Raw genomic sequence first — 26,025 nt, forward strand, 5'->3', positions numbered from 1 at the left:
CCGTCGCGCGGCACCGGGCTACGCGGTTCTGCGTACGGCGCCCGCTCCTCGCGCCGTACGACGGTGCGCCCGTGCCGGTCTAGCCTCGGTGCCATGTCCCACCTGTCCGCCGCCCCGGTGACCCGTGCGCACCGGACGTGGTGGCCGTGGGCCGTCCTGGTGATCACGTTCCTGGGCACGGCCGCGACGAACCGACGCGCCGACCTCGACTACCCGGTCTTCGGCGGCGTGCTGCTGGCGCTGCTCGCGGCCGCGCCGGCGGTGCTGCCGGAGCTGACCGGGCGGCGGGCGACGGCGGCGCTGGTGTTCTCCGGCGCGATGGCGGGCCTGTACTTCGCGGCCGGCTACAGCGACGGGCCGATCTTCCTGGGGCTCCCGACGGTGACGTTCGTGGCCGCGACGGGGGTGACCGTCCGCGGCTGGCTGCCGGCCGCGCTCGGCGGCGCCGCGCTGATGGGCACCGGGCTGTGGCTGCGGTGGCTCTGGTGGTCCGACGAGCCGCACAAGAGCCTGTGGCAGGCGATCGGGATGCTCGGCATCGTGCTGGCCGCTGGCGCGGTGGCGACCGCGACGCGCAACCGGGTCGAGGTGCGGGCCGAGCGGGCCGAACGGGCCGCGACCGAGGAGCGGCTGCGGATGGCGCAGGACCTGCACGACGGCGTCGGCCACGGGCTCGCGGTGATCGCGATGCAGGCCGGCGCTGCGCTGCACGTGCTCGACCGCGACCCCGAGAAGGCGCGGGCCAGTCTCGAGGCGATCAGGGCGACCAGCAAGGAGTCGCTCGAGGCGCTGCGCTCGGAGCTGGCCGCGATGTCGGGCGGTGCCGCCGCCGCGACCCGCCGGCCCGCCCCCGGGCTGGCCGAGCTGCCGGCGCTGCTCGACCGGGTCCGGGCGGCCGGGCTGCGGGTGGAGGTCGTCGGCGATCCAGGAGCCGTGCCCGACCGGCTCGGTGAGACTGCCTACGTGGTCGTCCAGGAGGCGCTCACCAACGTGCTGCGGCACGCCGGGGCTACGACCGCGACGGTCGAGTGGACCCGGGCGGACGATCGGTGGGTGCTCGCGGTGCGCGACGACGGTCGTGGCGGAGCCGTGCAGGATGAGGGCATGGGCATCAGCGGGATGCGGGCTCGGGTCGCCCGGCTGGGCGGCTCGCTCCGGGCGGGCCCGCGCGACGGCGGCGGCTTCGAGGTCGTCGCGGAGCTGCCCGCATGACCCGCATGACCCGCATGATCAGAGTCGCGCTCGTCGACGACCAGCCCCTGGTGCGGATGGGCCTGGCCACCCTGATCGACGCCGAGTCCGACCTCGAGCTGGCCGGCGAGGCGGGGGACGGGCGTGAGGCGCTCGGCATGCTGCGTCGTACCCGCCCCGACGTCGTGCTCTGCGACATCCGGATGCCGGTCCGCGATGGTCTCGAGCTGCTCGCCGACGTCACCGGTGACCCGGACCTGGCCGACGTGCGGGTGGTGATGCTGACGACCTTCGAGCTGGACGAGTACGTCTTCGAGGCGCTCCGCCACGGCGCCAGTGGGTTCCTGCTCAAGGACGCCGAGCCGGCCGACCTCCTCGACGCGATCCGCGTCGTCGCCGACGGCGGATCGCTGCTCGCGCCGTCGGTCACCCGCACCGTCATCGAGCACTTCGGTGCCCGGCCCGCCACCCGGCGGCACCCGCGGATCGACGACCTCACCGAGCGCGAGCGCGAGATCGTCGGCTGGGTCTCGACCGGTCGCTCCAACACCGAGATCGCCGAGGAGCTCGTGGTCAGCCCCGACACGGTGCGCACCCATGTCAGCCGGGCGATGGTCAAGCTCGGCGCCCGGGACCGGGCGCAGCTGGTCGTGTGGGCGATCGAGTCGGGCTTGTCGCGGTGACGAGGTAGCGCTCGTCGGACGTCGGTCCGCCCCACAGCGCCGGGTCATCGAGCATCGTGAGGTCTGGCTCGAGGTCGGTGCCCCGGACGAGATCGACCGTCTGGGCCGCGGTGAGTCCGGCGCCCGTGGACCAGGAGCCTTCGACCAGCACCAGCCGCCCGCCCGGCACCAGCAGCCGGACCCAGCGGTCCAATGCGACGGAAGGGTCCGGCATCGCCCAGAGGACGTGCCGGCACAGCACCGCGTCGTAGGACGAGGGAGCGAGCCGAGGGGCGTAGGCGTCGCTCTCGGTGACCGTCACTCCCGCGAGGCCGGCGAGCTTGACGCGCGCCTGCGCCACCATCGCGGGCGAGAAGTCGAGGCCGTCGACGGAGTAGCCCGCCTTGGCCAGCAGCAGGCTGAGCGTGCCCGTGCCGCAGCCGAGGTCGGCGACTCGTGCCGGTGCCGGAGGCAGCACGTGAACGAGCAGGTCGTGCCACGCCGACCTGACTGACGGGTCCGTCAGTCCGTGGTCGGCCGGCTCGTCGTACGCCTCGGCCTCGGCGTCCCACGCCGCGATCCGCTCCCCGAGATCCATGAGGCCACGGTCTCACGGGTGGCTCGCGCGAGCTCCGGACGGCAGGAGGTGCATGATGTAGGCTTACATCATGAGCCATCGGACCCAGATCACCCTCGAGGACGAGCAGTACGCCCGGTTGCTCGCCGAGGGATCGCGCAGCGGGCTCGGACTTGCCGAGCTGGTCCGCCGAGCCGTCGACGTCGTCTACCCCAGCCCGGCGAGCATCAAGGTCAAGATCGAGGCACTCGACGCGGGGTTCGGAGCATGGTCCGAGGAGGAAGGGGAGGATCGGGCTGCCTACCTCAAGGGCCTCCGGCCGGACCTCGGTGACCGCCTGGCCGAGGCGTGACTGTCGTCCTTGACACCGTGATCCTGATCGATCACCTGCGCGGGCGGTCGGAGGCGCGTGACCTGCTCGTGCACAAGGCGCGGAAGGGCCATCGGCTGGTCGCGTCCGTCGTCACGCGCACCGAGATCATCGCCGGGATGCGGGTGGGTGAGGAGGTCCGTACCCATCAGCTGCTCGATGCCGTCGAGTGGATGCCGGTGGACGAGCAGCTCGCCGACCTGGCGGGCGAGTTGGCGCGTCGGTTCGTGCGCTCCCATCGCGGGATCGGGGCCAGCGACTACCTGGTTGCAGCGACGGCAACCTGGCTCGATGCGGAGCAGATGACGCTGAACCTCAAGCACTTCCCGATGTTCCCTGGCCTCGCCGCGCCCTACTGATCGCAGCCGCCCGAGATCGACCGGGGTCGGCTCAGCCGGCCCAGTCCGGCTTCCAGCCCTCGACCTCGTCGGCGCCGCGCGCGGGCGGGCCGGTGTAGATCGCCGACGGCCGGATCAGGCGGCCGGTGAGCTTCTGCTCGAGGATGTGCGCCGACCAGCCGCCGGTGCGGGCACAGGTGAACATCGAGGTGAACATGTGGGCCGGCACGTCGGCGAAGTCGAGGACGATGGCCGCCCAGAACTCCACGTTGGTCTCGAGGACGCGGTCGGGCCGGCGCTCCCGGAGCTCGGCGAGCGCAGCCTTCTCGAGCGCCTCGGCGACCTCGAAGCGGGGAGCGCCGAGCTCCTTCGCCGTACGACGGAGCACGCGAGCGCGCGGGTCCTCGGCGCGGTAGACGCGGTGGCCGAAGCCCATCAGCCGCTCGCCGGAGTCGAGCAGCTTCTTGACGTAGGCGCTGGCGTCGCCGGACTTCTCGACGTCCTCGATCATGCCGAGGACGCGCGAGGGCGCACCGCCGTGCAGCGGGCCGCTCATCGCGCCGATCGCGCCGGACAGCGCGGCGGCGACGTCGGCGCCGGTCGAGGTGATGACCCGGGCAGTGAACGTCGACGCGTTCATGCCGTGCTCGGCGGCCGAGGACCAGTAGGCGTCGATCGCGTGCGCGTGCTTGGGGTCGGCCTCGCCGCGCCAGCGGATGAGGAACTTCTCGGCGAGGGTCGTGCCCTCGTCGACGAGACGCTGCGGGACGACCGGCTCGTGCAGGTCGCGGGCGGACTGGCCGGCGTACGCCAGCACCATCACCGCGGCCCGGGCGAGGTCCTCGCGCACCTTCTCGGGCTCGGAGTCGTAGGTGTAGCGGATCCCGAAGGCCGGCGCGAGCATCGCGATCGCAGCCTGCAGGTCGACCCGGACGTCGCCGGTGTGGACGGGGAGGGAGAACGGCTCGGCCGGCGGCAGACCGGGGGTGTAGGAGCCGTCGATGAGCAGGCCCCAGACGTTCTCGAACGGCACCCGGCCGACCAGGTCCTCGATGTCGACACCGCGGTAGCGGAGCGCGGAGCCCTCCTTGTCCGGCTCGGCGATCTGCGTCTCGAAGGCGATGACGCCTTCCAGTCCGTGGTGTACCTCAGGCATCCGTTGTCTCCTTCGCATATGACAAACACCGGCATTCTGCCGCACCGACTAGGTTCGGCCTATGCCCGGTGCTGACGAGCCAGATCTGGCAACGCTCCGTAGGGAGTACGGCGAGGTGGGGCTGGCCGAGTCCATGGCCGACCCCGATCCGCTGGTCATGTTCCGCCGCTGGTTCAGCGACGCGCAGGCGGCCCACCTGCACGAGCCGAACGCGATGATCGTCGCGACGGTCTCGGCCGATGGCCAACCGGCTGCCCGGACGGTGCTGCTCAAGGGCCTGACGGACGGTGCCGACGGGGGGTTCGCGTTCTTCACCAACACGACCTCGCGGAAGGGCGCCGACCTGGCGGCCGAGCCGCGCTGCGCGCTGCTCTTCCCCTGGCACCCCCTCGAGCGGCAGGTGCGGGTCGAGGGGGTGGCGTCCCGGCTGACCGACGCCGAGGTGACGTCGTACTTCACCGGGCGGCCGCGGGGCAGCCAGCTCGGCGCGCACGCCTCGCCGCAGTCGCAGGTGGTAGCGGGGCGGGAGGAGCTCGACGCGCGCTATGCCGAGGCGGAGGCGCGGTACGCCGGCGGCGACGTCCCCGTGCCCCAGGACTGGGGCGGCTACCGGGTGCGGCCGGAGACGTTCGAGTTCTGGCAGGGCCGGCAGGGGAGGATGCACGACCGGCTGCGCTATCGCCGTACGGCGTCCGGCTGGGTGCTCGAGCGCCTGGCGCCCTAGCGCCTACGCCCGCCGGGCTTGTCGAGGCGCCCCGTCCTCCCGCCGGCAGAGGTAGCGGATCGGCGCCGTGGCGCGCGCCCCGTCGTGCCCGACGACGACGGCGACGACCTTCCCCCGCAGCTGGTTGGTGCCGGTCAGGGTCACGTCGAGGGCTGCGCGCAGCCTGGTCCGCCCGCCGTCCACCAGGAACGAGTGGGGGTCCGCCGTACTGCCGTCGGGCAGCCGCCACTCGAGCTCGAGCCGGCCCGGCCCGCCGTCGGCGACGACGGTCGCGGTGAGCCGGAGGGCGGCGCGCGGGCAGTGCGCCTGCGGTGGGGTGACCGACAGCGCGACGCGGCGTACCTGCAGCGGCGGTGCCGCGGCCGGGTCGTCGGCCGACGCGTCGGGGGTGAAGAGCAGCCACGCGCCGGCGCCGCCGCCCGCGGCGACGGTCAGCAGCCCGAGGGTGATGACGAGCGGGCCGAGGACCCTCCGGAAGAGGCTGCGGCTGGGGGTTTCGACGACCGTTGCTGGAACCGGCGGCTCTGGCTGCTCCTGCTGCTCCGGCGGCTCCGGCTTCGGTCGCGGGATCGTCTGCACGCGCAGCGAAGGTACGGCGATCGGCGGTGCGAGCGGACGCGGCGGGCGCCGCAGGTGGTTGGTCGGCCACTCCTCGGGCGGGATCGCGTCGAGCGCCGCCATCACGGCGTGGGGGAGCGGGCGCCGGCCACCGTCGAGGGTCAGCGCCAGCTCGAGCACGGTGGCGGCAGACCGGGGCAGCACCGGCAGCGAGGACGTCATGGCGACCGCGTCGGGGGGCGCGAGCGGATGGACGCCCGTGAGGAGCTCGAACGCGAGGATCGCGAACGCGTGGGCGTCGACCAGCCGAGCCGCCCCGAGCGCTTCCTCGGTGACGGGCGGGGCGGTGTCGGGACGGGCGAGCGCGGCCCGGCCGTCGGGAAGGATGAAGACGGTCGACGGCCGGAGATCGCCGTGCACGACACCGTTCGCGTGCATGGCCTCGAGGGTCGCGGCGACGTCCTGCAGGGCGTGCAGCGCGGCGGCCGCCGGCAGCGGAGACATGCTGACCAGGTCGTCGAGGGTGATGTCCGGCAGGTCCTCGGTCACCAGGACGGGGGTCGGCGACAACCGGTCGATCTCGTAGGCGGGCGCCAGGCCGGGCACCAGGCTCGGGTCGACGATGCGCGCCTCCCGGCGCAATCGCCGCAGGGTGTTACGGCCGTAGGTGGTGATCTCGAGGACGGTCATCGGGCGCGCCTTGGTCTCGGGCCCCTCCCGTGCGCCAACGTTAGGACCGGGGCCCGACACGCGGGAGATGAATTCCGGGTTCTTTACCGGATCGGTATTGCAATTCATCCCATCGACCAACCTCAGGTTGGGCCTTCTCGTTGCCCGACCGGGGCCGACCGCGCTGGGCGGCTGAAATCGGCATAGTCCCTGACGTTTCTGTCGCGATTTCCGCGAACTGAGGACAGAAACGTCAGGGACTATCGCGCGCGCCGCAGCCGGTAGGCCCCGCCGGTGATCTGGTAGCCGAGCTTCGCGTTGACGTGGCGGATGCCGGCGTTGCTCTCCTCGTTCATGGTGAGGCAGACGGTGGCGCCGGCGTCGGCGGCGAGCCGGTGGGCGTACTGCTTGAGCGCGAAGGCGAGGCCGCGGCCGCGGAACGACCGGCCGACGCCGGTGTAGGCGATCCCGAGGACGCCGTTGTCGATCTCGCCGATCACGATCGCGGCCGGGTCGCCGTCCACGCGGGCGATCGCCGCGACCTCCACCTCCACCTTGGCCCCGATCTCGCGGAAGGTGCTGAGGGTGCTGACGAATCCCTCGGCGGCCTCCGGGTTGGTCTGGCTGTCGCGGAGCATCTCCTCGACCGCCTCCTCGTCGTCGAACTCCAGGGACGAGACGTCCTCGAACGTGATGCCGGGGCCGACAGCCGGCTCCGGCAGGTCCACCAGGGCGAGCTCCGACTCGATGCCGTGCTGCGTGACCTCGAAGCCGTAGCCGCGGGCGATCTCGAGCGACTCGGGTTCGCTGTCGTCGACCGCCGTCCCGATCGTCCCGAGCCGGCTCGGCAGCGTCGCGACCAGCGCCCGGTAGAGCGCCCCGCCGACGCCCTTCCGCTCGTGCTCGCGCGCCACGGTCACGTTGACCATGCCGATGCCGGCCGGGAACCACTTGCCCCGCACCGCGGTGCCCCACCCGGCGAGAACGCCGTCGACGTACGCCGCGCGCACCGCGAACACGTCGAGCTCGTCGGCGTGGACGAACGGCCACTCGGCCTGGGATCGCCGTTGGCGCGGCAGGCGGTCCAGCCGCAGCCGGACCAGCGGTTCGTACGACGACAGGTCGGGTTCCCGGATCTCGACGGCCATGCCCGATCGTCCGCTGACGCGGGGGGGCGGGGCAAGCGAGATACTCCCTTGTGAGTGAGTGCTCACTCACTTACACTCGTCGGCATGGACGAGCAACGCCGGGAGCGGGCGCGGCCGATGTCGCCGGAGGAGCGCCGCGAGGCGCTGATCGCGGTCACCGTGCCGCTGCTCCACGACCACGGTCGCGGAGTCACGACCCGGCTGATCGCCGAGGCGGCTGGTGTCGCGGAGGGCACTATCTTCCGGGTGTTCGCGTCAAAGGACGAGCTGATCGACGCGGCGGTGGCCAAGGTCTTCGAGCCCGGACGGATGCTCGCCGACCTCCAGAAGATCCCGCTCGACCAGCCGCTGCGCGACCGGGCGCTCGCACTGGTCCGGCTGATGCAGCGCCGGTTCTCCGGGGTGTTCGTCCTCATGCGCAAGCTCGGCATGGCCGGACCGCCCGAGCCGCCGCCCGACGACCCCGCCCGCGCGCGGGCCATCGAGTCGACGCAGCAGGCGATGGTCGACGTCATCGCGGGCGACGAGGACGACCTCCGGATGCCCGCCGAGGAGGTGGTCACGATGCTCCGGCTGCTGACCTTCTCCGGCACCCATCCGAAGTTCACCGGCGGCAAGACCCTGACCGCCGAGCAGATCGTCGACACCGTGCTCTACGGCGCGGTCGCCCGCGACAAGGTGGAGGCCTGATGCTGCTACGCCTGATGCGGGAGTACCTCTCGCCGTACCGCGGCTGGCTCGCCGCCATCGTCGTCCTGCAGTTCACCTCGACCGTCGCGATGCTGCTCCTGCCCAGCCTCAACGCCGACATCATCGACAACGGCGTCGCGCAGGGCGACACGGGCTACATCGTCCGCCTGGGCGGGATCATGCTGGCGATCGCCCTGGTCCAGGCGGCCTGCTCGATGGCGTCCGCGTGGTTCGGCAGCCAGGCGGCGATGGCCTCCGGCCGTGACCTGAGGGCGGCGGTGTTCGAGCGGATCGGCACGTTCTCCAGCCGCGAGGTGGCGTCGTACGGCGCTCCCTCGCTCATCACCCGCGCCACCAACGACGTCCAGCAGGTGCAGATGCTGGCGATGATGACCTGCCTGATGGCGGTGACCATCCCGATCATGATGGTCGGCGGCATCGTGATGGCGATGCGCGAGGACTTCGGCCTGTCCTGGCTGGTCGTCGCGGTCGTACCCGTGCTGTTCCTCTGCATCGGGATCGTCGTCTCGCAGATGGTGCCGGCGTTCCGCCTGGTCCAGGAGCGGCTCGACGACGTCAACCGCGTGCTCCGTGAGCAGATCACCGGCATCCGGGTGGTCCGCGCGTTCGTCCGGGAGCCGCAGGAGACGGCACGGTTCGCCGCCTCGAACGACGACCTCACCGACATGTCGCTGCGTGCCGGACGGTGGATGGCCGCGATGTTCCCACTGGTGATGGTCGTGTCGAACGTCGCCAGCGTCGGCGTGATCTGGTTCGGCGGCCACCGGGTCGACAACGGGCAGATGGAGGTGGGGGCGCTGACGGCGTTCCTGTCCTACCTGATGCAGATCCTGATGTCGGTGATGATGGGCACCTTCATGCTGATGATGGTGCCGCGGGCGTCCGTCAGCGCCGACCGGATCGCCGAGGTGCTCGACACCGACTCGTCGATCGTGCCGCCGGCCGACCCGGTCACCTCGGTCTCCCTCGCCGGCCACCTCGATCTCGAGGACGTCGGCTTCACCTATCCCGGCGCCGAGGCGCCGGTGCTCGACGGGGTCAGCCTGTCCGTGCGGCCCGGCCGCACCATCGCGGTGATCGGCTCGACCGGCGCCGGCAAGACGACGCTGATCAACCTGGTGCCACGCCTGCTCGACGCCACCGCGGGGCGGGTCGTGGTCGACGGGGTGGACGTGCGCGACCTCGACCCGGAGCTGCTCTGGTCGCGGATCGGGCTGGTGCCGCAACGCGCGTTCCTCTTCACCGGCACCGTCGCGTCGAACCTCCGCTACGGCCGCCCGGACGCGACCGACGAGGAGCTGTGGCGGGCGTTGGAGATCGCCCAGGGCGCCGACTTCGTCCGCGCCATGCCTTCGCTGCTCGACGCCCCGATCGTGCAGGGCGGCACGAACGTCTCCGGAGGCCAGCGGCAGCGGCTCGCGATCGCCCGGGCGTTGGTACGACGCCCGGAGATCTATCTCTTCGACGATGCCTTCTCGGCCCTCGACGTGGCCACCGACGCCCGGCTGCGCGCCGCGCTCCGCGCGGAGGTGATCGCGACCGGTGACGCGGCCGTCGTGATCGTCGCGCAGCGCATCGCCACGATCCGCGACGCCGACGAGATCCTCGTGCTCGAGGACGGCAAGGTCGTCGGCCGCGGCACCCATGACCAGCTCCTGAGCGACAACCCGACGTACCGGGAGATCGCGGCCAGCCAGGGGATCACCGAAGGAGCCGCCGCATGAGCGCGCCCACCGAGGCGGCGAAGCCCGCCACGATGAAGCAGACCGAGCGGGTCGTCCAGGGGCCGGGCTTCGGTCGGGGGCCGATGGGTGGCGGCATGGTGGGTCAGAAGGCCCACGACTTCCGGGCCTCGGGGCGGCGGCTGCTCGGGCTGCTACGGCCGGCGCGGTGGCGCGCGGTCGCCGTACTCCTGCTCGCGGCGGGGAGCGTCGCCTCTGTCGTGGTCGGGCCGTGGCTGCTCGGCAAGGCCACCGACATCGTCTTCAACGGCTTCGTCGGCAAGCAGCTGCCGGAGGGGACCACCAAGGCCGAGGCGGTCGACGCCGCAGAGGCCCGTGGCGACCACCAGTTCGCGGACTTCCTGAGCGGGCTCGACCTGGTGCCGGGCCAGGGCGTCGACTTCGGCGCGGTCGGCCGGGTGCTGCTGCTCGTGGTCGCGATCTACGTCGTGGGGCAGGTGCTCGGCTGGCTGCAGGGCTGGCTCGTCAACGACGTCGTGCAGGAGACGGTCCGGCGGATGCGGTCCGACGTCGAGGACAAGATCCACCGGCTGCCGCTGTCGTACTTCGACCGGCAGCCGCGCGGCGAGCTCCTCAGCCGGGTCACCAACGACATCGACAACGTCGCGCAGAACCTGCAGCAGACGATGAGCCAGCTGCTGACGTCGGTGATGATGGTCGCCGGCGTGCTCGGGATGATGTTCTGGGTCTCGCCGCTCCTCGCGGTGATCGCCCTGGTGACGGTCCCGATCGCGATGGTCGTCACCAGCCGGGTCATGAAGCGCTCGCAGAAGCAGTTCATCAACCAGTGGCGCCAGACCGGGCGCCTCAACGGCGAGGTCGAGGAGGCCATCTCCGGCCACGCCCTGGTGACCGTCTTCGGGCGCCGGCGGGCGGTCGAGGCGGAGTTCGCCTCGGCCAACGAGGAGCTCTACGAGTCGTCGTACCGGGCGCAGTTCGTCAGCGGCCTGGTGATGCCGCTGATGATGTTCATCGGCAACCTCAACTACGTGGTGATCGCGGTGATCGGCGGCCTCCGGGTGACCAGCGGCTCGCTGAGCCTGGGCGAGGTGCAGGCGTTCATCCAGTACTCGCGGATGTACACCCAGCCGATCACCCAGATCGCCTCGATGGCCAACCTGCTGCAGTCGGGTGTCGCCTCGGCCGAGCGGGTCTTCGAGCTGCTCGACGCCGAGGAGGAGGTCGCCGGGATGCCTCGCACCCGGCATTCCGGTCCGGAACCGGACGGGTCCACGACCGGATTGCCGGGTACGACGCGCGGCGAGGTCGCGTTCGAAGCGGTGTCGTTCTCGTACGAGCCCGACGAGCCGCTGATCGAGGACCTCTCGCTGGTCGCGCGACCGGGCGAGACCGTCGCGATCGTCGGGCCCACCGGCGCGGGCAAGACCACGCTGGTCAACCTGATCATGCGGTTCTACGAGCTCGACGCCGGCCGGATCACCCTCGACGGCGTCGACATCACGGCCATGCCGCGTGCCGACCTCCGGAGCCGGATCGGCATGGTGCTGCAGGACACCTGGCTGTTCGAGGGCACGATCCGCGACAACATCGCCTACGGCCGGCCGGACGCGACCGAGGAGGAGATCCGCGCGGCGGCGCGGGCGACGTACGTCGATCGCTTCGTCCACTCGCTGCCCGAGGGCTACGACACCCGCGTGGACGACGAGGGCTCCAACCTGTCGGCCGGTGAGCGGCAGCTGGTCACCATCGCCCGGGCGTTCCTGGCCCAGCCCGCGCTGCTGATCCTCGACGAGGCGACGTCGTCGGTCGACACCCGCACCGAGCTGCTCCTGCAGCACGCGATGGCGGCGCTGCGGACCGACCGGACGTCGTTCGTGATCGCCCACCGGCTCTCGACCATCCGGGACGCGGACCTGATCCTCGTCATGGAGCACGGCCGGATCGTCGAGCAGGGCTCGCACGCCGACCTCCTCGAGCGCGGTGGTCCCTTCGCCCGGCTGCACGCGGCGCAGTTCGCTGCCGCCGCCGTCTAAACCCGTTGTGCGCGCGGGGTGCTCCGACCTACCGTTGTCGGACACGAGAAAGGAGGTGATCCGAGGAATGAATTCCTATAGGACGCGTGAGGTGGTTGCCGGTTAGGCGACCCCAGCGACGGGGTGGGGTCACCCCGATCTCTGAAGCCGGGCTGCCGGCCAATTCAACGCAGCCACCCGACCCGCAGGTGAACCGGGCACGTCCCCCGGGCGGTCCTCTCGGACCACACCTGCGGGTCGCTTCGGTTTTGGATGGGCTGCCGGCCGGCCAGGACGCAACCTCGGGGCCACCCGTGCGTCTGGATGGGTATGTTCTTCGACGACTACCCCGCCTTCTACGAGTCCAGCCGGACGGCGGCGTTCCCCCGCCGGCTCGACCTTCGCCACCAGGCCATGATCGAGGCGAACCGCGACATCCTGGCCGGCGCTCGCGTCCTCGATCTCGCCAGCCATGACGGCCGCTGGTCCTTCGCGGCGTTGAAGGCGGGTGCGAAGCACGTGATCGGCGTCGAGGCTCGCTCGTCGTTGGTCGACCACGCGAACCGGCTGTTCGAGCAGTACGGCGTCCCGCCGGAGAGCTACGAGTTCCGCCAGGGCGACATGTTCCGCGTCCTGCAGGAGCGCGAGTTCGACGTCGACGTGGTGCTCTGCCTCGGGTTCGTCTACCACACGCTCCGGTACGGCGAGCTGTTCCGCGGGATCGCCGACGCGGGCGCGAAGCACTGCATCCTCGACACCAAGGTCCTGCCGAGCGACGAGCCCGTCGTGCGGATCCTCACCAACCGGACAGCGGTGCAGGGGCACGCCGCCAAGGACGACCTCTCCCAGGGCGGCCGGGCGCTGGCCGGCTATCCGTCGGTGCCGGCGCTGGAGGTGATGCTCGACGTCTACGACTTCGACGTCGAGGAGCAGTTCGACTGGGCCGGCCTGCTGACCACCCTTCCCGAGCCGCTGCGGGCCGTGCGTGGCTACGCCACCGGCAACCGGGTGACGCTGCGCTGCCGGTCGCGGCGGGGTGCCGCATGAAAGTTGACCTGCGCAACTAGTTTCCAATAAGGTTGACCTCGACAACCAATCTTCCGATGAGTGATCCGAGGCAACCGCATGACCCAGGCCGCCATCGCCGAGCAGGCCGGCCAGATGTCGCACCGCGAGGTGATGGAGGCGCTGACCGGGCTGCTGCTCGCGATGTTCGTGGCGATGCTCTCGAGCACGGTCGTCACCAACGCGCTGCCCGCCATCGTCACCGACCTGCACGGCAGCCAGACCGGCTACACCTGGGTGGTCGTCGCCACCTTGCTGACGATGACGGCGACCACGCCGCTGTGGGGCAAGCTCGCCGACCTGTTCAGCCAGAAGCTGCTGGTCCAGGCAGCGCTCGTCATCTACTCGACCGGCTCGCTCGTGGCCGCCTTCGCCCCGAACATGGAGGTGCTGATCGGCGCCCGTGCCTTCCAGGGCCTCGGCGTCGGTGGCCTCACCGCGCTCGTCCAGGTCGTGATCGCGACGATGGTCTCGCCGCGGGAGCGCGGCCGCTACAGCGGCTACATCGGCGCGGTGTTCGCCACGGCGACGGTCAGCGGCCCGCTGCTCGGCGGGGTGATCGTGGACAGCGCGCTGGGCTGGCGGGGCTGCTTCTTCGTGAGCCTGCCGATCGCGGCGCTGGCGTTCGTCGTACTCCAGAAGAAGCTGCACCTGCCCACCTACAAGCGGGACGTACGGATCGACTACGCCGGCGCGACCCTGATCATGGCCGGCATCAGCCTGCTGCTGGTGTGGGTCAGCCTGGTCGGCAACCAGTTCGCCTGGCTGTCCGGCACCAGCGCGGCACTGGTCGCCGGCGGCGTCGCGGTGCTCGCGCTGGCGACGTACGTCGAGGGGCGGATCGCCTCCGAGCCGGTGATCCCGCTCCGCCTGTTCCGCGACCGGACGACGGCGCTCGCCACCGTCGCCTCGGTGATGATCGGCGTGGTCATGTTCGGGGGCACCGTCTACCTGAGCCAGTACTTCCAGCTCGCCCGCGGCATGACCCCCACCGCGGCCGGCCTGATGTCGATCGCCATGGTCGGCGGCCTGCTCGCGACCAGCATCGTGAGCGGACGGGTGATCACTCGTACCGGGCTCTGGAAGCGGTGGCTGGTCGGCGGTACGGCGCTCGTCGTGCTCGGGCTCGCGCTGCTGGCGACGATCGACGCGCGCACGCCGCTCGTGGTGGTAGCGGCGTTCATGGCGATCCTCGGCCTGGGCCTCGGCACCAGCATGCAGAACCTCGTCCTCGCCGTGCAGAACAGCGCACCCGCCGCCGACCTGGGCGCCGCGAGCTCGATGGTCGCCGCGTTCCGTACGATCGGCGCCTCCGTGGGCGTCTCGACGTTCGGCGCCGTGCTGGCCCACCAGGTCGCGGCCGACGTGGGCGCGTCCGACCACGACCACGGCTCGATCCCCGACCTCGGCACGCTGCCCGAACCAGTGCGGGCGCTCTACGAGACCGCGTTCGGCGACGCCACCGGCCACATCTTCCTGCTCGCGGTGCCGCTCGCCGTGATCGCCCTGATCTGCGTCGCGCTCATCGAAGAGGTCCCGCTGCGCACGACGACCGGGCTCGCGCAGCCCGATCCGGTCCGGGAGGATGTCCTCTCGTGACCACTCGTCCCGACGCCCTCCGCGAGCTCGAGCGCGAGGTCGGGGTGATGGTCCGCCGGGTCCGCCGCGTCATCGACGAGCGGGCGCGGGCGGTGCACCCCGACCTGCAGCCGGCGGCGTACCTGATGTTCGGCTACCTGCTCGACAACGGTCCGCTCCGGGCGTCGGCGCTGTGCACGGCCTTCGACATCGACAAGGGCGCGATCAGCCGCCAGGTGCAGCACCTCGTCGACCTGGGCCTGGTCGACCGCACGCCCGACCCCGACGACGGTCGCGCGACGCTGATCAGCGTCACCGACGACGGCGCCAGCCGGTTCAAGGACGTGGTCGACCACCGGCGCAAGTGGTTCGACGACCGGCTGGGGGAGTGGTCCGCCGACGAGCTGCTGGCCTTCGCCACCATGCTCAGCCGCTACAACGAGGCCCTCGGGCGCTGAGCAGCGCTCTGCTCCTGTGCATGGGTCACCCGACCCATGCACAGGAGCACCATCAGGTCCGCAGCCAGACCGCCGTGTTCGGCGGCAGCCGGTCGCCGACCGGCGCGCTGCTGATGATGACCTCGCCCTCCGGCAGCTGCACCGGGCGCTGCCCGGCGTTGAGGAGCACGGTGACCCCGCCGCGTCGTACGACGAGGACGTTGCGCTTCGCCTGCGCGACGCACGCCTCGTCGGCGCCCCGCACCCAGGTACGGCGCGCCGCCAGCACCCGCCGGTAGAAGGCGAGCATCGAGGTGTCGTCGGCCTCCTGGGCCGCGACCGTGAGGTCCGCCCAGTCGTCGGGCTGCGGGATCCAGGGCTGTGCGCTGCTCGGCCCGAAGCCGTACGGCGGCGCATCGCCGCCCCACGGGAGCGGCACCCGGCAGCCGTCCCGCCCTGGCTCGCCGGTGCGGAACCACGACGGGTCCTGCCGTGCTTCGGGCGGCACGTCGACCTGCTCGAGCCCGAGCTCCTCGCCCTGGTAGAGGTACGCCGAGCCGGGCAGGGCGAGCATCACGAGCGTCGCCGCGCGGGCGCGGTCGAGCCCGACCGTGCCGCCGCCGTACCGGGTCGGATGGCGTACGACGTCGTGGTTGCTGAGCACCCAGGTCGGCGGTGACGCGTCGGCGGTCGCGAGCGCGGCGATCGAGCTGTTGATGACCTGGGCGAAGTCGCGGGCGGACCAGTCGGTGCCGAGCCAGCCGAAGTTGAACGCCTGGTGCAGCTCGTCGGGGCGCACGAACTCCGCCATCGACTCCGCGGTCTGGGTCCAGGCCTCGGCGACGCCGATCCGCTCACCCTCGCCGTCGCCGTACTCCTCGAGCACCTTGCGCCAGCGGCGGTAGACGTCGTGGACCTCGGGCTGCTCCCACATCGGCTCGTCGCGGAGCACCCGCTCGACCATCGACCCGGTCGGGCTGTCGGCCAGCTCCGACCGCTTCTGGTCGCGGAGGCTGGCCTCCTTGTAGAGGCCGTGGGCGACGTCGACGCGGAAGCCGTCGACCCCGCGGTCGAGCCAGAACCGCAGCACGCCCTCGAACATGTCGCCGACCTCGGGGTTTCGCCAGTCGAGGTCGGGCTGGGAGGTGTCGAAGAGGTGGAGGTACCACTGGCCGTCGGGGACCCGGGTCCAGGCCGGGCCGCCGAAGATGGAGTTCCAGTTGTTGGGCGGCTTGGTGCCCTTGCGGCCCTTGCCGTCCCGGAACAGGTAGCGGGCGCGCTCCGGCGAGCCGGGTGCGGCGGCCAGCGCCGCCTGGAACCACTCGTGCTGGTCGGACGTGTGGTTGGGCACCAGGTCGACGATCACCCGCAGTCCGAGCTCGTGGGCGCGGGTGATCAGCGCGTCGGCGTCGTCGAGGGTGCCGAAGAGCGGGTCGATGTCGGTGTAGTCGGCGACGTCGTACCCGTGGTCCTTCTGCGGCGACCGGTAGAACGGCGTGATCCAGAGCGCGTCGACGCCGAGGTCGCGCAGGTAGGGGAGCCGCGACGTGATGCCGGGGAGGTCGCCGACCCCGTCGCCGTCGGCGTCGGCGAAGCTGCGGACGTAGACCTGATAGACGACGGCTTCCTGCCACCAGCTCATGCGAAGTCCTCCGGGTTGATGGCGATCCAGACGTGCTCGGCGGTGGCACGGAGTCCGCCGTCGTAGTCGTAGAGCGACGAGGCGGTGAACGTCTTGCGGCCCTCACGCCCGCGGACCTCGCCGACGATGGCGTAGTGCTCGCCGGTGACCGGCAGGTGGTCGTACCGGAGCGTCATGGTCCCGAGCACCATCGGGCGCTCCTCGATGTCGCTCGACCAACCGCCAGGACAGTCGAGCGCCGCCCAGGTGATGGGCACGCTGACGTCGTACGGCGTCCAGGTGGCGGCCACGCGCGTCGGGTCGTCGGCCAGCGGGCCGGCGAAGATCCGGAGCCCGGTGCCCGGGCGGCGCTCCGGGCCGCAGGTGAAGCACGACGGGAACGGGTGGCGCTCGAAGCCGCGGTAGCGGGTCTCCGCATCGGTTGCCGCGGCGATCGACACCGGCGGGACCGGCGTCGGGTCGGCGTCGGCGGGCCTGGCCTCGGCCACCGTCCGACCGTCCACGACGGCGGCGAGACCGGTGTCGGTCGGTCTCACGGCGAGCGGCGTCTCCAGCGGCGGCGGCAGCCGCAGGGCGACCGTGACGGCGTCGCCCGGGTGTGGTGTCGCCAGCCGTTCGGCCAGCGCGCCGGCGGTCCAGCCTCCGTTTCCGGATCGAATCGGGCCGTGGAAGCGCTCCGGCACGGTCAGGGGCTCGAGCGAGGTCATGCGTAGAGCCTGCCAAACGCGGGTGGGCGAGCGTGCGCGCGGCTGGTGCGATGGGAGAAGATGGGCGGGTGAGCGATCTCATCGACACCACCGAGATGTACCTCCGCACGATCTACGAGCTGGTCGAGGAGGGCATCGTGCCGCTGCGGGCACGGATCGCCGAGCGCCTGCACCAGAGCGGCCCGACGGTGTCGCAGACCGTGGCGCGGATGGAGCGCGACGGACTGCTGACCGTCGAGGGCGATCGGCACCTCGAGTTCACCGAGGAGGGCCAGCGGCTCGCCACCCGGGTGATGCGCAAGCATCGGCTCGCCGAGCGGCTGCTCACCGACGTCATCGGCCTCGACTGGGAGCTCGTCCACGAGGAGGCGTGCCGCTGGGAGCACGTCATCTCCGAGACCGTCGAGCGCCGCCTGCTCGAGCTGCTCGACCACCCGACCGAGTCGCCCTACGGCAACCCGATCCCCGGCCTCGCCGAGCTCGGCCAGGAGAGGGTCGGCGAGGCGTTCATGTCCGACGTCGAGCCGCTGTCGAAGGCCGCCGGCGTGGAGTCGAGCCGGGCCCTGGTGCGCCGGATCTCCGAGGAGATGCAGAAGGACGAGGCGCTGATGAGCGCCATGCGCCGGGTCGGCGCCCTGCCCGACAAGACGATCACCATCCAGGCGACCGCCGACGGCGTGCTCGTCGGCTCCGGTGGCGAGACCGCCGAGATCTTCCCCGAGGCCGCGGACCACATCTTCGTCAAGCGGCTGTGACGCGAGCTCGCCCGCCACGCGCGCGTCGTACCTGAACTTTCGGCCCCGTTTCGGGGCAATTCAGGGCCGAAACTTCAGGTACGACGGAGCGCCAGCTCCGGCAGCCAGTCCGAGGTCCCCGCATCGACCCGGTACGACGCCACCTCGTCCCCCCGCGTGGCCCCGCGGTTGACGATCACGACCGGGACGCCGAGCTTGGCCGCGCGCTTCACGAACCGGAGCCCGCTCATCACGGTGAGGCTGGACCCGGCGGCGAGCAGCACGCCGTCCGAGCCGGCCAGGGCGTCGACCGCCGCGTAGCACCGCTCGACCCGCGCGGCGGGGACGTTCTCGCCGAAGAACACGACATCCGGCTTGAGGGCGCCGCCGCAGGAGCAGGCCGGCACCACGAAGTCGGAGGTGTCGTCGAGGTCGACGTCGCCGTCGGGCCGGTCCGCGACGGCCGCGTGCCGCTCGACCCACCCGGGGTTGAGCTCGCCCAGCTGCTGCTGCAGGGAGGCGCGCGTCGTCGTACTCCTGCAGGACAGGCAGACCACGTCGGCGATCCGGCCGTGCAGCGCCACCAGCCGCGGGGTGCCGACGGCTTCGTGGAGCCCGTCGACGTTCTGCGTGATCACGAGGTCCGCGCCGAGGGTCGCGACGGCGCGGTGACCTTCGTTGGGCGCCGCCTGCCGCATCCGCGACCAGCCGAGGTGCGACCGCGCCCAGTAGCGCTGCTGCGCCGTCCCGCCCGACACGAACTCCTGGTAGGTCATCGGCATCCGCGCCGGCGCACCCGGCCCGCGGTAGTCCGGGATGCCCGAGTCGGTCGACAGCCCCGCCCCGGTGAGCACCACCAGCGGGCGGTCGGCGCACAGCTCCAGCGCCGCGGTCGACACGCTGAGGGTGGGTGCCGTGGTCACGGCAGCAAGAGTACGGCGACGCGTGCAACCCCGGAGGCCTCTCGATCCGTTGAAGGGGCATGAGGGACGCCGAGTGAGCAGCAGGGACCGGGACCGCGAGTTCGCCGACTTCGTCCGCACCCACCGAGCAGGTCTGGTGACGACCGCGCGGCTGCTCGCCGCCGGCGACGCCCACCTGGCGGAGGACCTGGTGCAGAACGCGCTGGTGCGCGTCTACCTCGCCTGGGGACGGGCGAAGGCCGGCAACGTGGTCGCCTACGCCCGCCGGACCCTCGTCAACTGCCACGCCGACCACCACCGGCGCGGCTTCACCCGCCGGGAGCGGAGCGCCGCTGCGGTGCCGGAGACGGTCGCCCCGGACCCGGGGACCGACGCGCTCGACGCTGCCCTCGTGGCCGCCCTCGGGGACCTGCCGCCGCGGATGCGCGCCGCCGTCGTGCTGCGGCACGTCCACGACCTGTCCGTCGACGACACCGCCCACGCTCTCGGCTGCACCACCGGCACCGTCAAGAGCCAGACCGCCCGCGGCCTCGACAAGCTCCGCGCCGCCCTCGCCGTACCCACCCTCGAAGGAGACCCCCGATGAACGACCTGATCGACCGCCTCGCCCGCCTCGACGGCACCGCCTCGACCCCGAGCGAGAGCGTCGTCTCCGGCGACCTCGCGCGGGCCCACTCCGCGCTGGGCCGGCGCCGCCGTACCCGCGCGGCCATGGCCGGCACCGGACTCACCCTCGGCCTCGGCGCGGCGCTGGGCGTGGTGACCGTCATCGACAACGACGCCGACCCCCGGCCGGCGACGACGCCGTCGGACTCCGGTCGTCAGGAGGCGGGCTCCCTCGATCTGGTCGACTACACCGGGAAGCAGCCGGAAGGCTTCGAGCTCGCCAAGGTGCCAGCGGGCTACGTCCTGCAGGGCTCCGACGCCTACGTGCTCACGCTCGCGGCCTCCGGCGACGACACCCACCCGCTCGACTTCGAGAACAAGGTCGTCATCATGCTCGAGTCGCAGGACGCCGCCCAGGAGCTCGGTGCTGGCCAGGACGTCACCATCAACGGTGAGCCGGGCGTGCTCGAGACGAACGGGGAGGGGACCCGCATCCTGCGCTGGTTCCAGGGCGAGCACCTGGTGATGGTCCAGGTCTGGGAAGGCATCGACCTCGCCGACGACCAGGTCGTCGAGCTCGCTGAGGGCATCACCGTCTCCGGCGACGTCGAGGCCGGCGTCGGCTGAGCCGGTCAGTCCTCGATGAGGGGCACGAACAGGTAGCGCCCGTGCTTCTCCACGACCGGCCCCTCCGGCGTGAGCACCACCCGGTGCATGACGCCCTCGACCGGCGCCACCAGCACCCCGCCGATTGTGAGCTGCTCGAGCAGCCGGTGCGGCACCGTCTCCGCCGTCGCCGACACCAGCACCCGGTCGTACGGCGCACCCGCCGGCCACCCGAGGACCCCCGGCTCGGCCTCGAACACGCTGACGGGCGAAAATTGCGATAGTCCCTGACGTTCCTGTCGTGGATCGAGCCGATCGGCGACAGATTCGTCAGGGACTATCCCGGCGAGCGACGCCCGACTGAGCTCCACGAGCTCGGGGATCCGTTCGACGCCGACCACGGAGCCGGTGGGGCCGACGAGGTAGGCGAGCAGGGCGGTGGTCCAGCCGGAGCCGGACCCCACGTCGAGGACCCGGTCGCCCGGCCGGGGCTCGAGCAGCGCGAGCATGTTGCGGACCGTGGTGGGCTGGCTGTTGGTCACGCCGTACCCGATGTCGAGCGCCTGGTCGAGGTGCGCGAAGCGGTGCTGCCGGGCGGGGAGGAAGTCGCGGCGGGGGACCGCCGCGAACGCCTCGTCGACCCGAGGATCCATGATCAGCCGTAGCGGAGCTTGGCCCGCTCCCGCGCCTTGGCGGCCTCGACCTCGCGGTCCTTCGGTGGCGCGGCGGTCACCAGCGCCTCCAACAGGTGTTGCGTCGCGTGCGCGACCTCGTGGACGGCCCGGTCGAACGCTTCCTGGTTGGCCTGCGACGGCTTGGTCGTCCCGCTCACCTTCCGCACGTACTGCAGCGCGGCCGCGGTGACCTCGTCCGTCGTCGCCGGCGGCTCGAAGTTGTGGAGGACCCGGATGTTGCGACACATACGTCGAGCGTACGCCGCACTACCGACGGTCGCGCAGGTCGAAGAACTCCACGTCCTCCCCGGTGACCAGCACGACCCGCCCGTCCGGCAGGGGCACGGCGCGCACCTCGTCGACGTCGTCGCCGTACTCCACCTGGACCATCCGGTTGCGCAGCTCGCCGTCCTCGATCCGCACCACCGACAGGTAGCCGACCCGGCTGCGGCGGTGATCCTGGACGACGGTGAGGAAGGTGCGGTGGTCGTTGATGAAGGTGAACGTCCGCGGGTCGGCGCCGGCCAGCGCCTCGGTGCCGGGGGCGTAGTGCTGGACGTCCATCCGGTGCACGTTCTTCAGGTCCGCGACGTTGAACAGGCCGGCCTGGGCGCCCCAGTGACCGCCGCCCACGGGACCCTCGCCGATGCCGACGAGGCGCTTCGGCCCGAGCGGGTGGAGGTACGACGAGAAGCCCGGGATCTCGAGCTTCGCGATCAGGCTCGGCTTCTTGACGTTGGTCAGGTCGACGGCCCACAGCGGGTCCCGCTGACGGAAGGTCACCAGGATCGCGAGCCCGTCGAACCAGCGCACGGACGTGAGGTCCTCGTTGTGCCCGAGCCCGTCGAGCCGGCCGATCTCGACCAGGTCCTGCCCGTCCCGCTCGAGGGTGACGACCGAGTTGAAGTTCCCGGTCTCCGAGGTGGGGGTGACCGCGGTCCGCAGCACGCCGCCGGCCTCGTCCATCGCCCACCGGTCCTCGATCGCGCCCTCGACCTCGCCGGAGGCGACGTGGGTGGCGCGGGTGCCGTCGAGCTTGAAGTCGAACAGGTAGGTCTCGCCGCCCTTGACGCTCGGCAGGATGCGCGAGCCGATGCACTCCCAGCACTCGAAGCCGTTGCCCCAGCTCGGGCTCGCGGCGAGGTAGAGGTGGTCGACCGACTCGTAGGCGATGTCGGTCGCGCCGGCCAGCCCGATCGCGTCGACGTCGGCGGGCGCGGCGGCGTCGAAGCCGACCACGCTCACCGTGTCGAGCGCGAGCTCGTCCGACGGGATCGCCACGTTGGTGCAGTCGAGCAGCTGTGCGGGGTCCTCGCTGTCCGCGGCGATCGTCGGCAGCCAGTCCTCGATCGACGACTTCTCGACCTTGTCGCGATTCTGCTGGAGCGCCGCGCGCTGGCCACGCCCCTTGCCGGGGTGCACGAACCCGAGGTCCGGCAGTCCGCTGGACAGCACCAGTCGTACGGCGTCGCCGTGCTGCCGCGCCGACAGCAGCCGCGCGTCGTACGCCACGTCGTCGACGACCTCCGGCGCCGCCCGGTCAGCGAGCGACACGGTCATGACGCGGGTGCCGAGCCGCGGGCCGACGCCGTACGACGTGCGCTCGCGCGCCGCCTTCTCGTCGATCCCGACCGCGACCACCGTGTCGCCGGCGAGCATGATCTCGCCCTCCTCCAGGCCGGGCAGGTCGACCGAGGAGAGGCGGTCGGTCTGGTCGCCGGTGACGTCGTAGACGACGAGCTCGTCGTCGTCGAGCCGCAGCAGCAGCTCGCCGTCGGTCTTGACCAGGTCGGGCTCATCGACGCCGAGCTCCTGGACGTTGGTGCCGGTGTCGCTGTTCTCCTGGCGCGTCGTCGTCGGTGCCATCTTGTAGGTGCTGAGTCCCTCAGTCCTCCCGGGCGCCCCGTCGATCGCGCCTCGCTGGTTCACCAGCGCGCCGCTCAGCTCGTCGATGCCGTTGAAGTCCCCCAGGTCCCGGTCGAGGGTGTGGAGAGCGTTCCCCCAGTACGGGTTGTAGGGCGACTCCCAGCCCCACGCCGTGACCAGCCCGAGCCCGCGGTCGACGTAGGCGTCGAGCAGCTCGTCGCACGACGCCGCCGCCTCCAGGTCGGCCTGGAACGCGACGTGCGTCGGGTCGGCGCCGCCATCGGCGCCGTTGTCCGCGTCGGACCCGCCGCCGCCCTCGACGAGGGTGCCGGCCAGGAACGCGCCGACGATGCCGGTGGCGATGCCCGCGGTCAGCAGCGGCTTCAGCAGGAAGCGCCGCTTCCCGGAGCCGCCGCCGGCGGCGCGCTCGGCCTTGCGGCCCGCGCGCAGGATGTCGTGGGTGGGCGCCTTGCCGACGGGCAGGTCGTCCCACAGGTCTTCGAGGTCGGTCATCGCGACGCCCCTCCACTCAGGTCGAGGATGTGGTCGTTCGCAGCCAGCTGGGCCAGGGACCGGGACAACCGGCTCTTCACGGTGCCCGCCGGCACCCCCAGAACGTCGGCGGTCTGTCGCTCGGTGAGCTGCACGAAGTAGCGCAGAACCACGACGTCGCGGTTCGGCTTGGTGAGGCAGCCGAGCGCGCGGTGCACGGCGTCGGCGGTCGCAACGGCGTCGGTGCCGTCACCCACCGAGGTCTGCAGTGACCCAGGACCGCCGTCCGCGAGCTCACCGGTCGCCGCCCGGTCCTTCCACCACCGGCTGCGGCGGTTGTCCCGCAGGCAGTTGAGGAGCATCCGGTAGACGTAGGCGTCCCGGTTGTCCGCGCTGCTCACCTTGTCCCAGCCCGTGTAGCACCGGACGAGCGTGGTCTGGGCGAGGTCCTCCGCCTCGTGCGGCAGGGCCCCGAGGAACACGGCGGCCCGGACCAACGTGCGCCATGCCTGCTCCACGTAGGCGGCGTACTCCGCCTCGGTGTCTCGATCCACGAACTCTCCGATGCCCGGATGTTGCTTGGTTGCTGACCGTATGACGGAACTACGACCCAGGGAGGTTCCATCGGGATCCGGGTCGGTGCAACGATGCGCGGATGGCTCAGTCATCTGACTCCCCGCGCACCTACGACCTCGTCCTCCTCGGAGCCACCGGCTTCACCGGCGGGCTGACCGCCGACTACCTGGCCGCCCACGCGCCGGACGGCCTGCGCTGGGCGATCGCCGGCCGCAGCAAGGAGAAGCTGGAGCAGGTGCGCGACCGGCTCGGCGCTGATGTCGACCTCGTCGTCGTGGACTCCTCCGACGAGGCCGGGCTGCGCGACATGGCCGCGTCGACCAAGGTGGTCGCGACCACCGTCGGCCCCTACCTCGAGTACGGCGGCCCGCTCGTCGCAGCCTGCGCTCAGGAGGGCACCGACTACCTCGACCTCACCGGCGAGCCGGAGTTCGTCGACCGGATGTACGTCGACCACCAGGCGACCGCCGAGGCCAGCGGCGCCCGGCTCGTGCACGCCTGCGGCTTCGACTCGATCCCGCACGACATCGGCGCGTACTTCACGATCCAGCAGCTCGCCGACGCGGCGGGTGGCGAGATCACGGCACCGGTGACGATGCGGGGCGTGGTCCGCTCCAACGGGACGTTCTCCGGCGGCACCTTCCACTCGGCGCTCAACGCGTTCGCGCGGGCGAAGCAGATGCGCGACGCGATGCAGGCCCGCAAGCGGGTCGAGCCGCGACCTGAGGGCCGGCGCTCGAAGGCGGTCGCGGGCAAGCCGGGGCGCGACAAGACCCTCGGCTACTGGCTGCTGCCGCTGCCGACGATCGACCCGTTCGTCGTGGCCCGCAGCGGCGCGGCGCTGCCGTGGTACGGACCGGACTTCCGCTACTCACACTTCGCCGGCACCAAGACGCTCCGGTACGCCGGCGGCGGTATGGCGGGCGCCGGCGCGATCGCGGTCGCCGCGCAGATCCCGCCCGTCCGCAACCTGCTGAAGAAGCGGGTGCCGCAGGGCAGCGGTCCGTCGGCGGGGCGCCGCGAGAAGTCGTGGTTCACCGTCGAGTTCGTCGGCGAGACCGACGGAACCACCGTCCGCACCAAGGTGAGCGGAGGCGACCCGGGCTACACCGAGACCGCGAAGATGCTGGCCGAGGCGGCGCTGTGCCTGGCGCTGGACGACAACCCGCCCACGGCCGGCCAGGTGACCACCGCGCAGGCCATGGGCGACGCGCTGCTGGCGCGGCTGCAGGCGGCAGGTATCACCTTCGAGCGGATCTCCTGATCACCGGACGCCTTCGGCCGCCCACAGACCGGCCGGATCCACCGCGCGCTCGTTGGTGACGACGTCGAGCAGGTCCTGAGCAGAGTGGTGGTTGCCCCCGGTGGAGGCGGCCAGCATCGCTTCGGAGCCCTGCGACTCGTTGAAGGAGGAGGGGATGACGAGGAGGCAGTAGACGACCCGGTTCGACGTGGTCAGGTAGATGACCTTGGTGTCGTCCCGGGGGAAGTGCCCGACCTTCACGTAGCCGCGGCGTACGGCGACCCGCCTCGGCCGTGGCGCGTCGTCCCAGTCCGGGGCCGAGTAGAGCGCCCGTACGACGCGCCCGTGCTCGGCCGGGAACCCGTCGACGAGCTCGGCGAACTCGGTGGCGAAGTCGCGGCTGCGCGGCCACCACCCGCCGTCCAGCTTGTCCTGGCCGACACCGGTCGACCCCAGGCTGAGCCGTAGGCCCGTCATCGGAGCGTCCCGTCGACCGGGAGCGCCGGGACCCGCTGCGGTCCCCGGAACGTGCTCATGAAGTCCATCCGCCGCCAGGTGGTGTGCGGGTTGCTGGCCTCGAGGAGGAGCTCGTCGGCGACGTCGGGGTCGGTGCCGTGGGGGACCAGCAGCAGCCGGCAGCTCGATCGATCGCTGAGGTTCAGGATCAGCGTGCGGGTGCGGTACTCGGTCGGGACGGCTGCCTCGCTCCGGTCCCAGTCGTCGTGCAGGAAGGCGTAGCTGACGATCGACGGCCGGTCGGCCGGCCAGCGGCTGACCAGGTCGAGCAGCTCGTGGGACAGCTCGTGTCCGTCCGGCCACCAGCCGCCACCGTAGGGACGGTTCGTGTGGTCCTTCTGGAGGCGGAGATCGGGCGATGCGATGGCGGCCATGACGGCCTCTCCCCGGTCGGCGATAAACCGCTGCCACCAATGTCGGGCTGCTGGAGCCGACCGTACTTCCAAGGTAGCACCGCAGGGGCTGTCGCCAGCCTTCGTTGGGTTCCCCCGGCCAGAGTCGAACTGGCGGGCCTTTCGCCTAGGCGGGGAGTCGGCTGCTC

At 71.8% G+C, this 26,025-nt stretch carries 28 protein-coding genes; 15 read left to right on the forward strand and 13 right to left on the reverse strand.

The annotated features are described in order from the left end of the window. The first annotated feature begins 93 nt into the window (after window positions 1–93). Both D0Z08_RS04535 and D0Z08_RS04540 read left to right on the forward strand, forming a co-directional pair. A complete protein-coding gene (locus D0Z08_RS04535) occupies window positions 94–1,212 on the forward strand; it encodes a sensor histidine kinase (protein WP_118923099.1) in 1,119 nt (372 codons plus the stop codon). Then, on the forward strand, window positions 1,209–1,874 hold the full coding sequence (locus tag D0Z08_RS04540; RefSeq protein WP_245993641.1) for a response regulator: 666 nt from the start codon (window positions 1,209–1,211) through the stop codon (window positions 1,872–1,874). The genes D0Z08_RS04535 and D0Z08_RS04540 overlap by 4 nt, the downstream gene beginning before the upstream one ends. On the opposite strand, the gene D0Z08_RS04545 is transcribed toward D0Z08_RS04540, so the two are convergent. After that, window positions 1,807–2,451 (reverse strand): class I SAM-dependent methyltransferase, encoded by a 645-nt coding sequence (locus D0Z08_RS04545; RefSeq protein ID WP_118923101.1) that lies wholly within the window; start codon window positions 2,449–2,451, stop codon window positions 1,807–1,809. The genes D0Z08_RS04540 and D0Z08_RS04545 overlap by 68 nt on opposite strands. Window positions 2,452–2,521: 70 nt before the next feature. Here D0Z08_RS04545 and D0Z08_RS04550 point away from each other — a divergent pair, with 70 nt between their 5' ends. Both D0Z08_RS04550 and D0Z08_RS04555 read left to right on the forward strand, forming a co-directional pair. Beyond that, complete coding sequence (locus D0Z08_RS04550) at window positions 2,522–2,782, forward strand: hypothetical protein (RefSeq protein WP_118923103.1); 261 nt, start codon at window positions 2,522–2,524, stop codon at window positions 2,780–2,782. Further along, window positions 2,779–3,159: a type II toxin-antitoxin system VapC family toxin gene (locus tag D0Z08_RS04555; protein ID WP_118923105.1), complete on the forward strand. Its 381-nt coding sequence runs from the start codon at window positions 2,779–2,781 to the stop codon at window positions 3,157–3,159. Before D0Z08_RS04550 ends, D0Z08_RS04555 begins: the two co-directional genes overlap by 4 nt. A 31-nt stretch (window positions 3,160–3,190) precedes the next feature. On the opposite strand, the gene D0Z08_RS04560 is transcribed toward D0Z08_RS04555, so the two are convergent. Next, window positions 3,191–4,294, reverse strand: coding sequence for a citrate synthase 2 (locus tag D0Z08_RS04560; RefSeq protein ID WP_118923107.1), 1,104 nt, complete (start codon window positions 4,292–4,294; stop codon window positions 3,191–3,193). Window positions 4,295–4,355: 61 nt separating this feature from the next. Here D0Z08_RS04560 and pdxH point away from each other — a divergent pair, with 61 nt between their 5' ends. After that, complete coding sequence (pdxH, locus tag D0Z08_RS04565) at window positions 4,356–5,018, forward strand: pyridoxamine 5'-phosphate oxidase (protein WP_118923109.1); 663 nt, start codon at window positions 4,356–4,358, stop codon at window positions 5,016–5,018. A 3-nt stretch (window positions 5,019–5,021) separates the two neighbouring features. Here pdxH and D0Z08_RS04570 read toward each other — a convergent pair whose 3' ends face one another. Both D0Z08_RS04570 and D0Z08_RS04575 read right to left on the reverse strand, forming a co-directional pair. Next, window positions 5,022–6,266 (reverse strand): serine/threonine-protein kinase, encoded by a 1,245-nt coding sequence (locus D0Z08_RS04570; RefSeq protein ID WP_118923111.1) that lies wholly within the window; start codon window positions 6,264–6,266, stop codon window positions 5,022–5,024. 239 nt (window positions 6,267–6,505) lie between these two features. Beyond that, the gene (locus tag D0Z08_RS04575) at window positions 6,506–7,393 is read right to left on the reverse strand and encodes a GNAT family N-acetyltransferase (RefSeq protein ID WP_118923113.1); all 888 of its coding nucleotides are present in this window, start codon (window positions 7,391–7,393) and stop codon (window positions 6,506–6,508) included. An 84-nt stretch (window positions 7,394–7,477) separates the two neighbouring features. On the opposite strand from D0Z08_RS04575, the gene D0Z08_RS04580 reads away from it, so the two are divergent. The 6 genes from D0Z08_RS04580 to D0Z08_RS04605 all read left to right on the forward strand — a co-directional run bounded on the left by D0Z08_RS04580 (window position 7,478) and on the right by D0Z08_RS04605 (window position 14,920). Then, window positions 7,478–8,083, forward strand: a complete 606-nt coding sequence (locus tag D0Z08_RS04580; RefSeq protein WP_118923115.1) for a TetR/AcrR family transcriptional regulator — start codon at window positions 7,478–7,480, stop codon at window positions 8,081–8,083. Next, on the forward strand, window positions 8,083–9,828 hold the full coding sequence (locus D0Z08_RS04585; RefSeq protein WP_118923117.1) for an ABC transporter ATP-binding protein: 1,746 nt from the start codon (window positions 8,083–8,085) through the stop codon (window positions 9,826–9,828). The genes D0Z08_RS04580 and D0Z08_RS04585 overlap by 1 nt, the downstream gene beginning before the upstream one ends. Then, the gene (locus D0Z08_RS04590) at window positions 9,825–11,840 is read left to right on the forward strand and encodes an ABC transporter ATP-binding protein (protein WP_118923119.1); all 2,016 of its coding nucleotides are present in this window, start codon (window positions 9,825–9,827) and stop codon (window positions 11,838–11,840) included. The genes D0Z08_RS04585 and D0Z08_RS04590 overlap by 4 nt, the downstream gene beginning before the upstream one ends. A 309-nt stretch (window positions 11,841–12,149) precedes the next feature. Beyond that, window positions 12,150–12,866, forward strand: coding sequence for a class I SAM-dependent methyltransferase (locus tag D0Z08_RS04595; protein WP_182481150.1), 717 nt, complete (start codon window positions 12,150–12,152; stop codon window positions 12,864–12,866). Between the two features lie 78 nt (window positions 12,867–12,944). Continuing rightward, window positions 12,945–14,483 carry an MFS transporter gene (locus tag D0Z08_RS04600; protein WP_245993644.1) on the forward strand — a complete coding sequence of 513 codons (1,539 nt, stop codon included), beginning with the start codon at window positions 12,945–12,947 and terminating at the stop codon, window positions 14,481–14,483. Continuing rightward, the gene (locus tag D0Z08_RS04605) at window positions 14,480–14,920 is read left to right on the forward strand and encodes a MarR family winged helix-turn-helix transcriptional regulator (RefSeq protein ID WP_245993647.1); all 441 of its coding nucleotides are present in this window, start codon (window positions 14,480–14,482) and stop codon (window positions 14,918–14,920) included. Before D0Z08_RS04600 ends, D0Z08_RS04605 begins: the two co-directional genes overlap by 4 nt. 52 nt (window positions 14,921–14,972) lie before the next feature. Here the strand turns inward: D0Z08_RS04605 and D0Z08_RS04610 are convergent, their stop codons facing one another. Further along, window positions 14,973–16,541 (reverse strand): glycoside hydrolase family 13 protein, encoded by a 1,569-nt coding sequence (locus D0Z08_RS04610; RefSeq protein ID WP_118923123.1) that lies wholly within the window; start codon window positions 16,539–16,541, stop codon window positions 14,973–14,975. Then, complete coding sequence (locus D0Z08_RS04615; protein WP_118923125.1) at window positions 16,538–17,248, reverse strand: hypothetical protein; 711 nt, start codon at window positions 17,246–17,248, stop codon at window positions 16,538–16,540. Before D0Z08_RS04615 ends, D0Z08_RS04610 begins: the two co-directional genes overlap by 4 nt. A 68-nt stretch (window positions 17,249–17,316) precedes the next feature. Between D0Z08_RS04615 and D0Z08_RS04620 the strand changes: the two genes are divergently transcribed. Beyond that, window positions 17,317–18,003 (forward strand): iron-dependent transcriptional repressor DtxR, encoded by a 687-nt coding sequence (locus D0Z08_RS04620; protein ID WP_118923127.1) that lies wholly within the window; start codon window positions 17,317–17,319, stop codon window positions 18,001–18,003. A 74-nt stretch (window positions 18,004–18,077) separates the two neighbouring features. Here D0Z08_RS04620 and D0Z08_RS04625 read toward each other — a convergent pair whose 3' ends face one another. Next, window positions 18,078–18,905, reverse strand: coding sequence for a Sir2 family NAD-dependent protein deacetylase (locus D0Z08_RS04625; protein ID WP_118923129.1), 828 nt, complete (start codon window positions 18,903–18,905; stop codon window positions 18,078–18,080). Between the two features lie 73 nt (window positions 18,906–18,978). Here D0Z08_RS04625 and D0Z08_RS04630 point away from each other — a divergent pair, with 73 nt between their 5' ends. Then, entirely contained in the window at window positions 18,979–19,491 is a 513-nt protein-coding gene (locus tag D0Z08_RS04630) for a SigE family RNA polymerase sigma factor (RefSeq protein WP_245993648.1), read from the forward strand. Further along, complete coding sequence (locus D0Z08_RS04635) at window positions 19,488–20,138, forward strand: hypothetical protein (protein ID WP_118923131.1); 651 nt, start codon at window positions 19,488–19,490, stop codon at window positions 20,136–20,138. Before D0Z08_RS04630 ends, D0Z08_RS04635 begins: the two co-directional genes overlap by 4 nt. Before the next feature lie 5 nt (window positions 20,139–20,143). Here D0Z08_RS04635 and D0Z08_RS04640 read toward each other — a convergent pair whose 3' ends face one another. From D0Z08_RS04640 to D0Z08_RS04655, 4 genes are read right to left on the reverse strand one after another with little or no spacing between them, the layout of a single operon-like run. Further along, a complete protein-coding gene (locus tag D0Z08_RS04640; protein WP_118923133.1) occupies window positions 20,144–20,770 on the reverse strand; it encodes a protein-L-isoaspartate O-methyltransferase family protein in 627 nt (208 codons plus the stop codon). A gap of 2 nt (window positions 20,771–20,772) precedes the next feature. Next, window positions 20,773–21,039 carry a DUF2277 domain-containing protein gene (locus D0Z08_RS04645; RefSeq protein WP_118923135.1) on the reverse strand — a complete coding sequence of 89 codons (267 nt, stop codon included), beginning with the start codon at window positions 21,037–21,039 and terminating at the stop codon, window positions 20,773–20,775. A 19-nt stretch (window positions 21,040–21,058) separates the two neighbouring features. Then, window positions 21,059–23,170 carry a beta-propeller domain-containing protein gene (locus D0Z08_RS04650; RefSeq protein WP_118923137.1) on the reverse strand — a complete coding sequence of 704 codons (2,112 nt, stop codon included), beginning with the start codon at window positions 23,168–23,170 and terminating at the stop codon, window positions 21,059–21,061. Beyond that, a complete protein-coding gene (locus D0Z08_RS04655) occupies window positions 23,167–23,703 on the reverse strand; it encodes a SigE family RNA polymerase sigma factor (protein ID WP_220454034.1) in 537 nt (178 codons plus the stop codon). The genes D0Z08_RS04650 and D0Z08_RS04655 overlap by 4 nt, the downstream gene beginning before the upstream one ends. A 101-nt stretch (window positions 23,704–23,804) precedes the next feature. Between D0Z08_RS04655 and D0Z08_RS04660 the strand changes: the two genes are divergently transcribed. Continuing rightward, window positions 23,805–24,989, forward strand: a complete 1,185-nt coding sequence (locus D0Z08_RS04660; RefSeq protein ID WP_118923139.1) for a saccharopine dehydrogenase family protein — start codon at window positions 23,805–23,807, stop codon at window positions 24,987–24,989. Here the strand turns inward: D0Z08_RS04660 and D0Z08_RS04665 are convergent, their stop codons facing one another. After that, complete coding sequence (locus D0Z08_RS04665; RefSeq protein WP_118923141.1) at window positions 24,990–25,445, reverse strand: DUF5994 family protein; 456 nt, start codon at window positions 25,443–25,445, stop codon at window positions 24,990–24,992. Next, window positions 25,442–25,858 (reverse strand): DUF5994 family protein, encoded by a 417-nt coding sequence (locus D0Z08_RS04670; RefSeq protein ID WP_118923143.1) that lies wholly within the window; start codon window positions 25,856–25,858, stop codon window positions 25,442–25,444. Before D0Z08_RS04670 ends, D0Z08_RS04665 begins: the two co-directional genes overlap by 4 nt. Between the last annotated feature and the right edge of the window lie 167 nt (window positions 25,859–26,025).

It is taken from the genome of Nocardioides immobilis, from assembly GCF_003515065.1.
GTDB classification, from domain to species: Bacteria; Actinomycetota; Actinomycetes; order Propionibacteriales; family Nocardioidaceae; genus Nocardioides; species Nocardioides immobilis.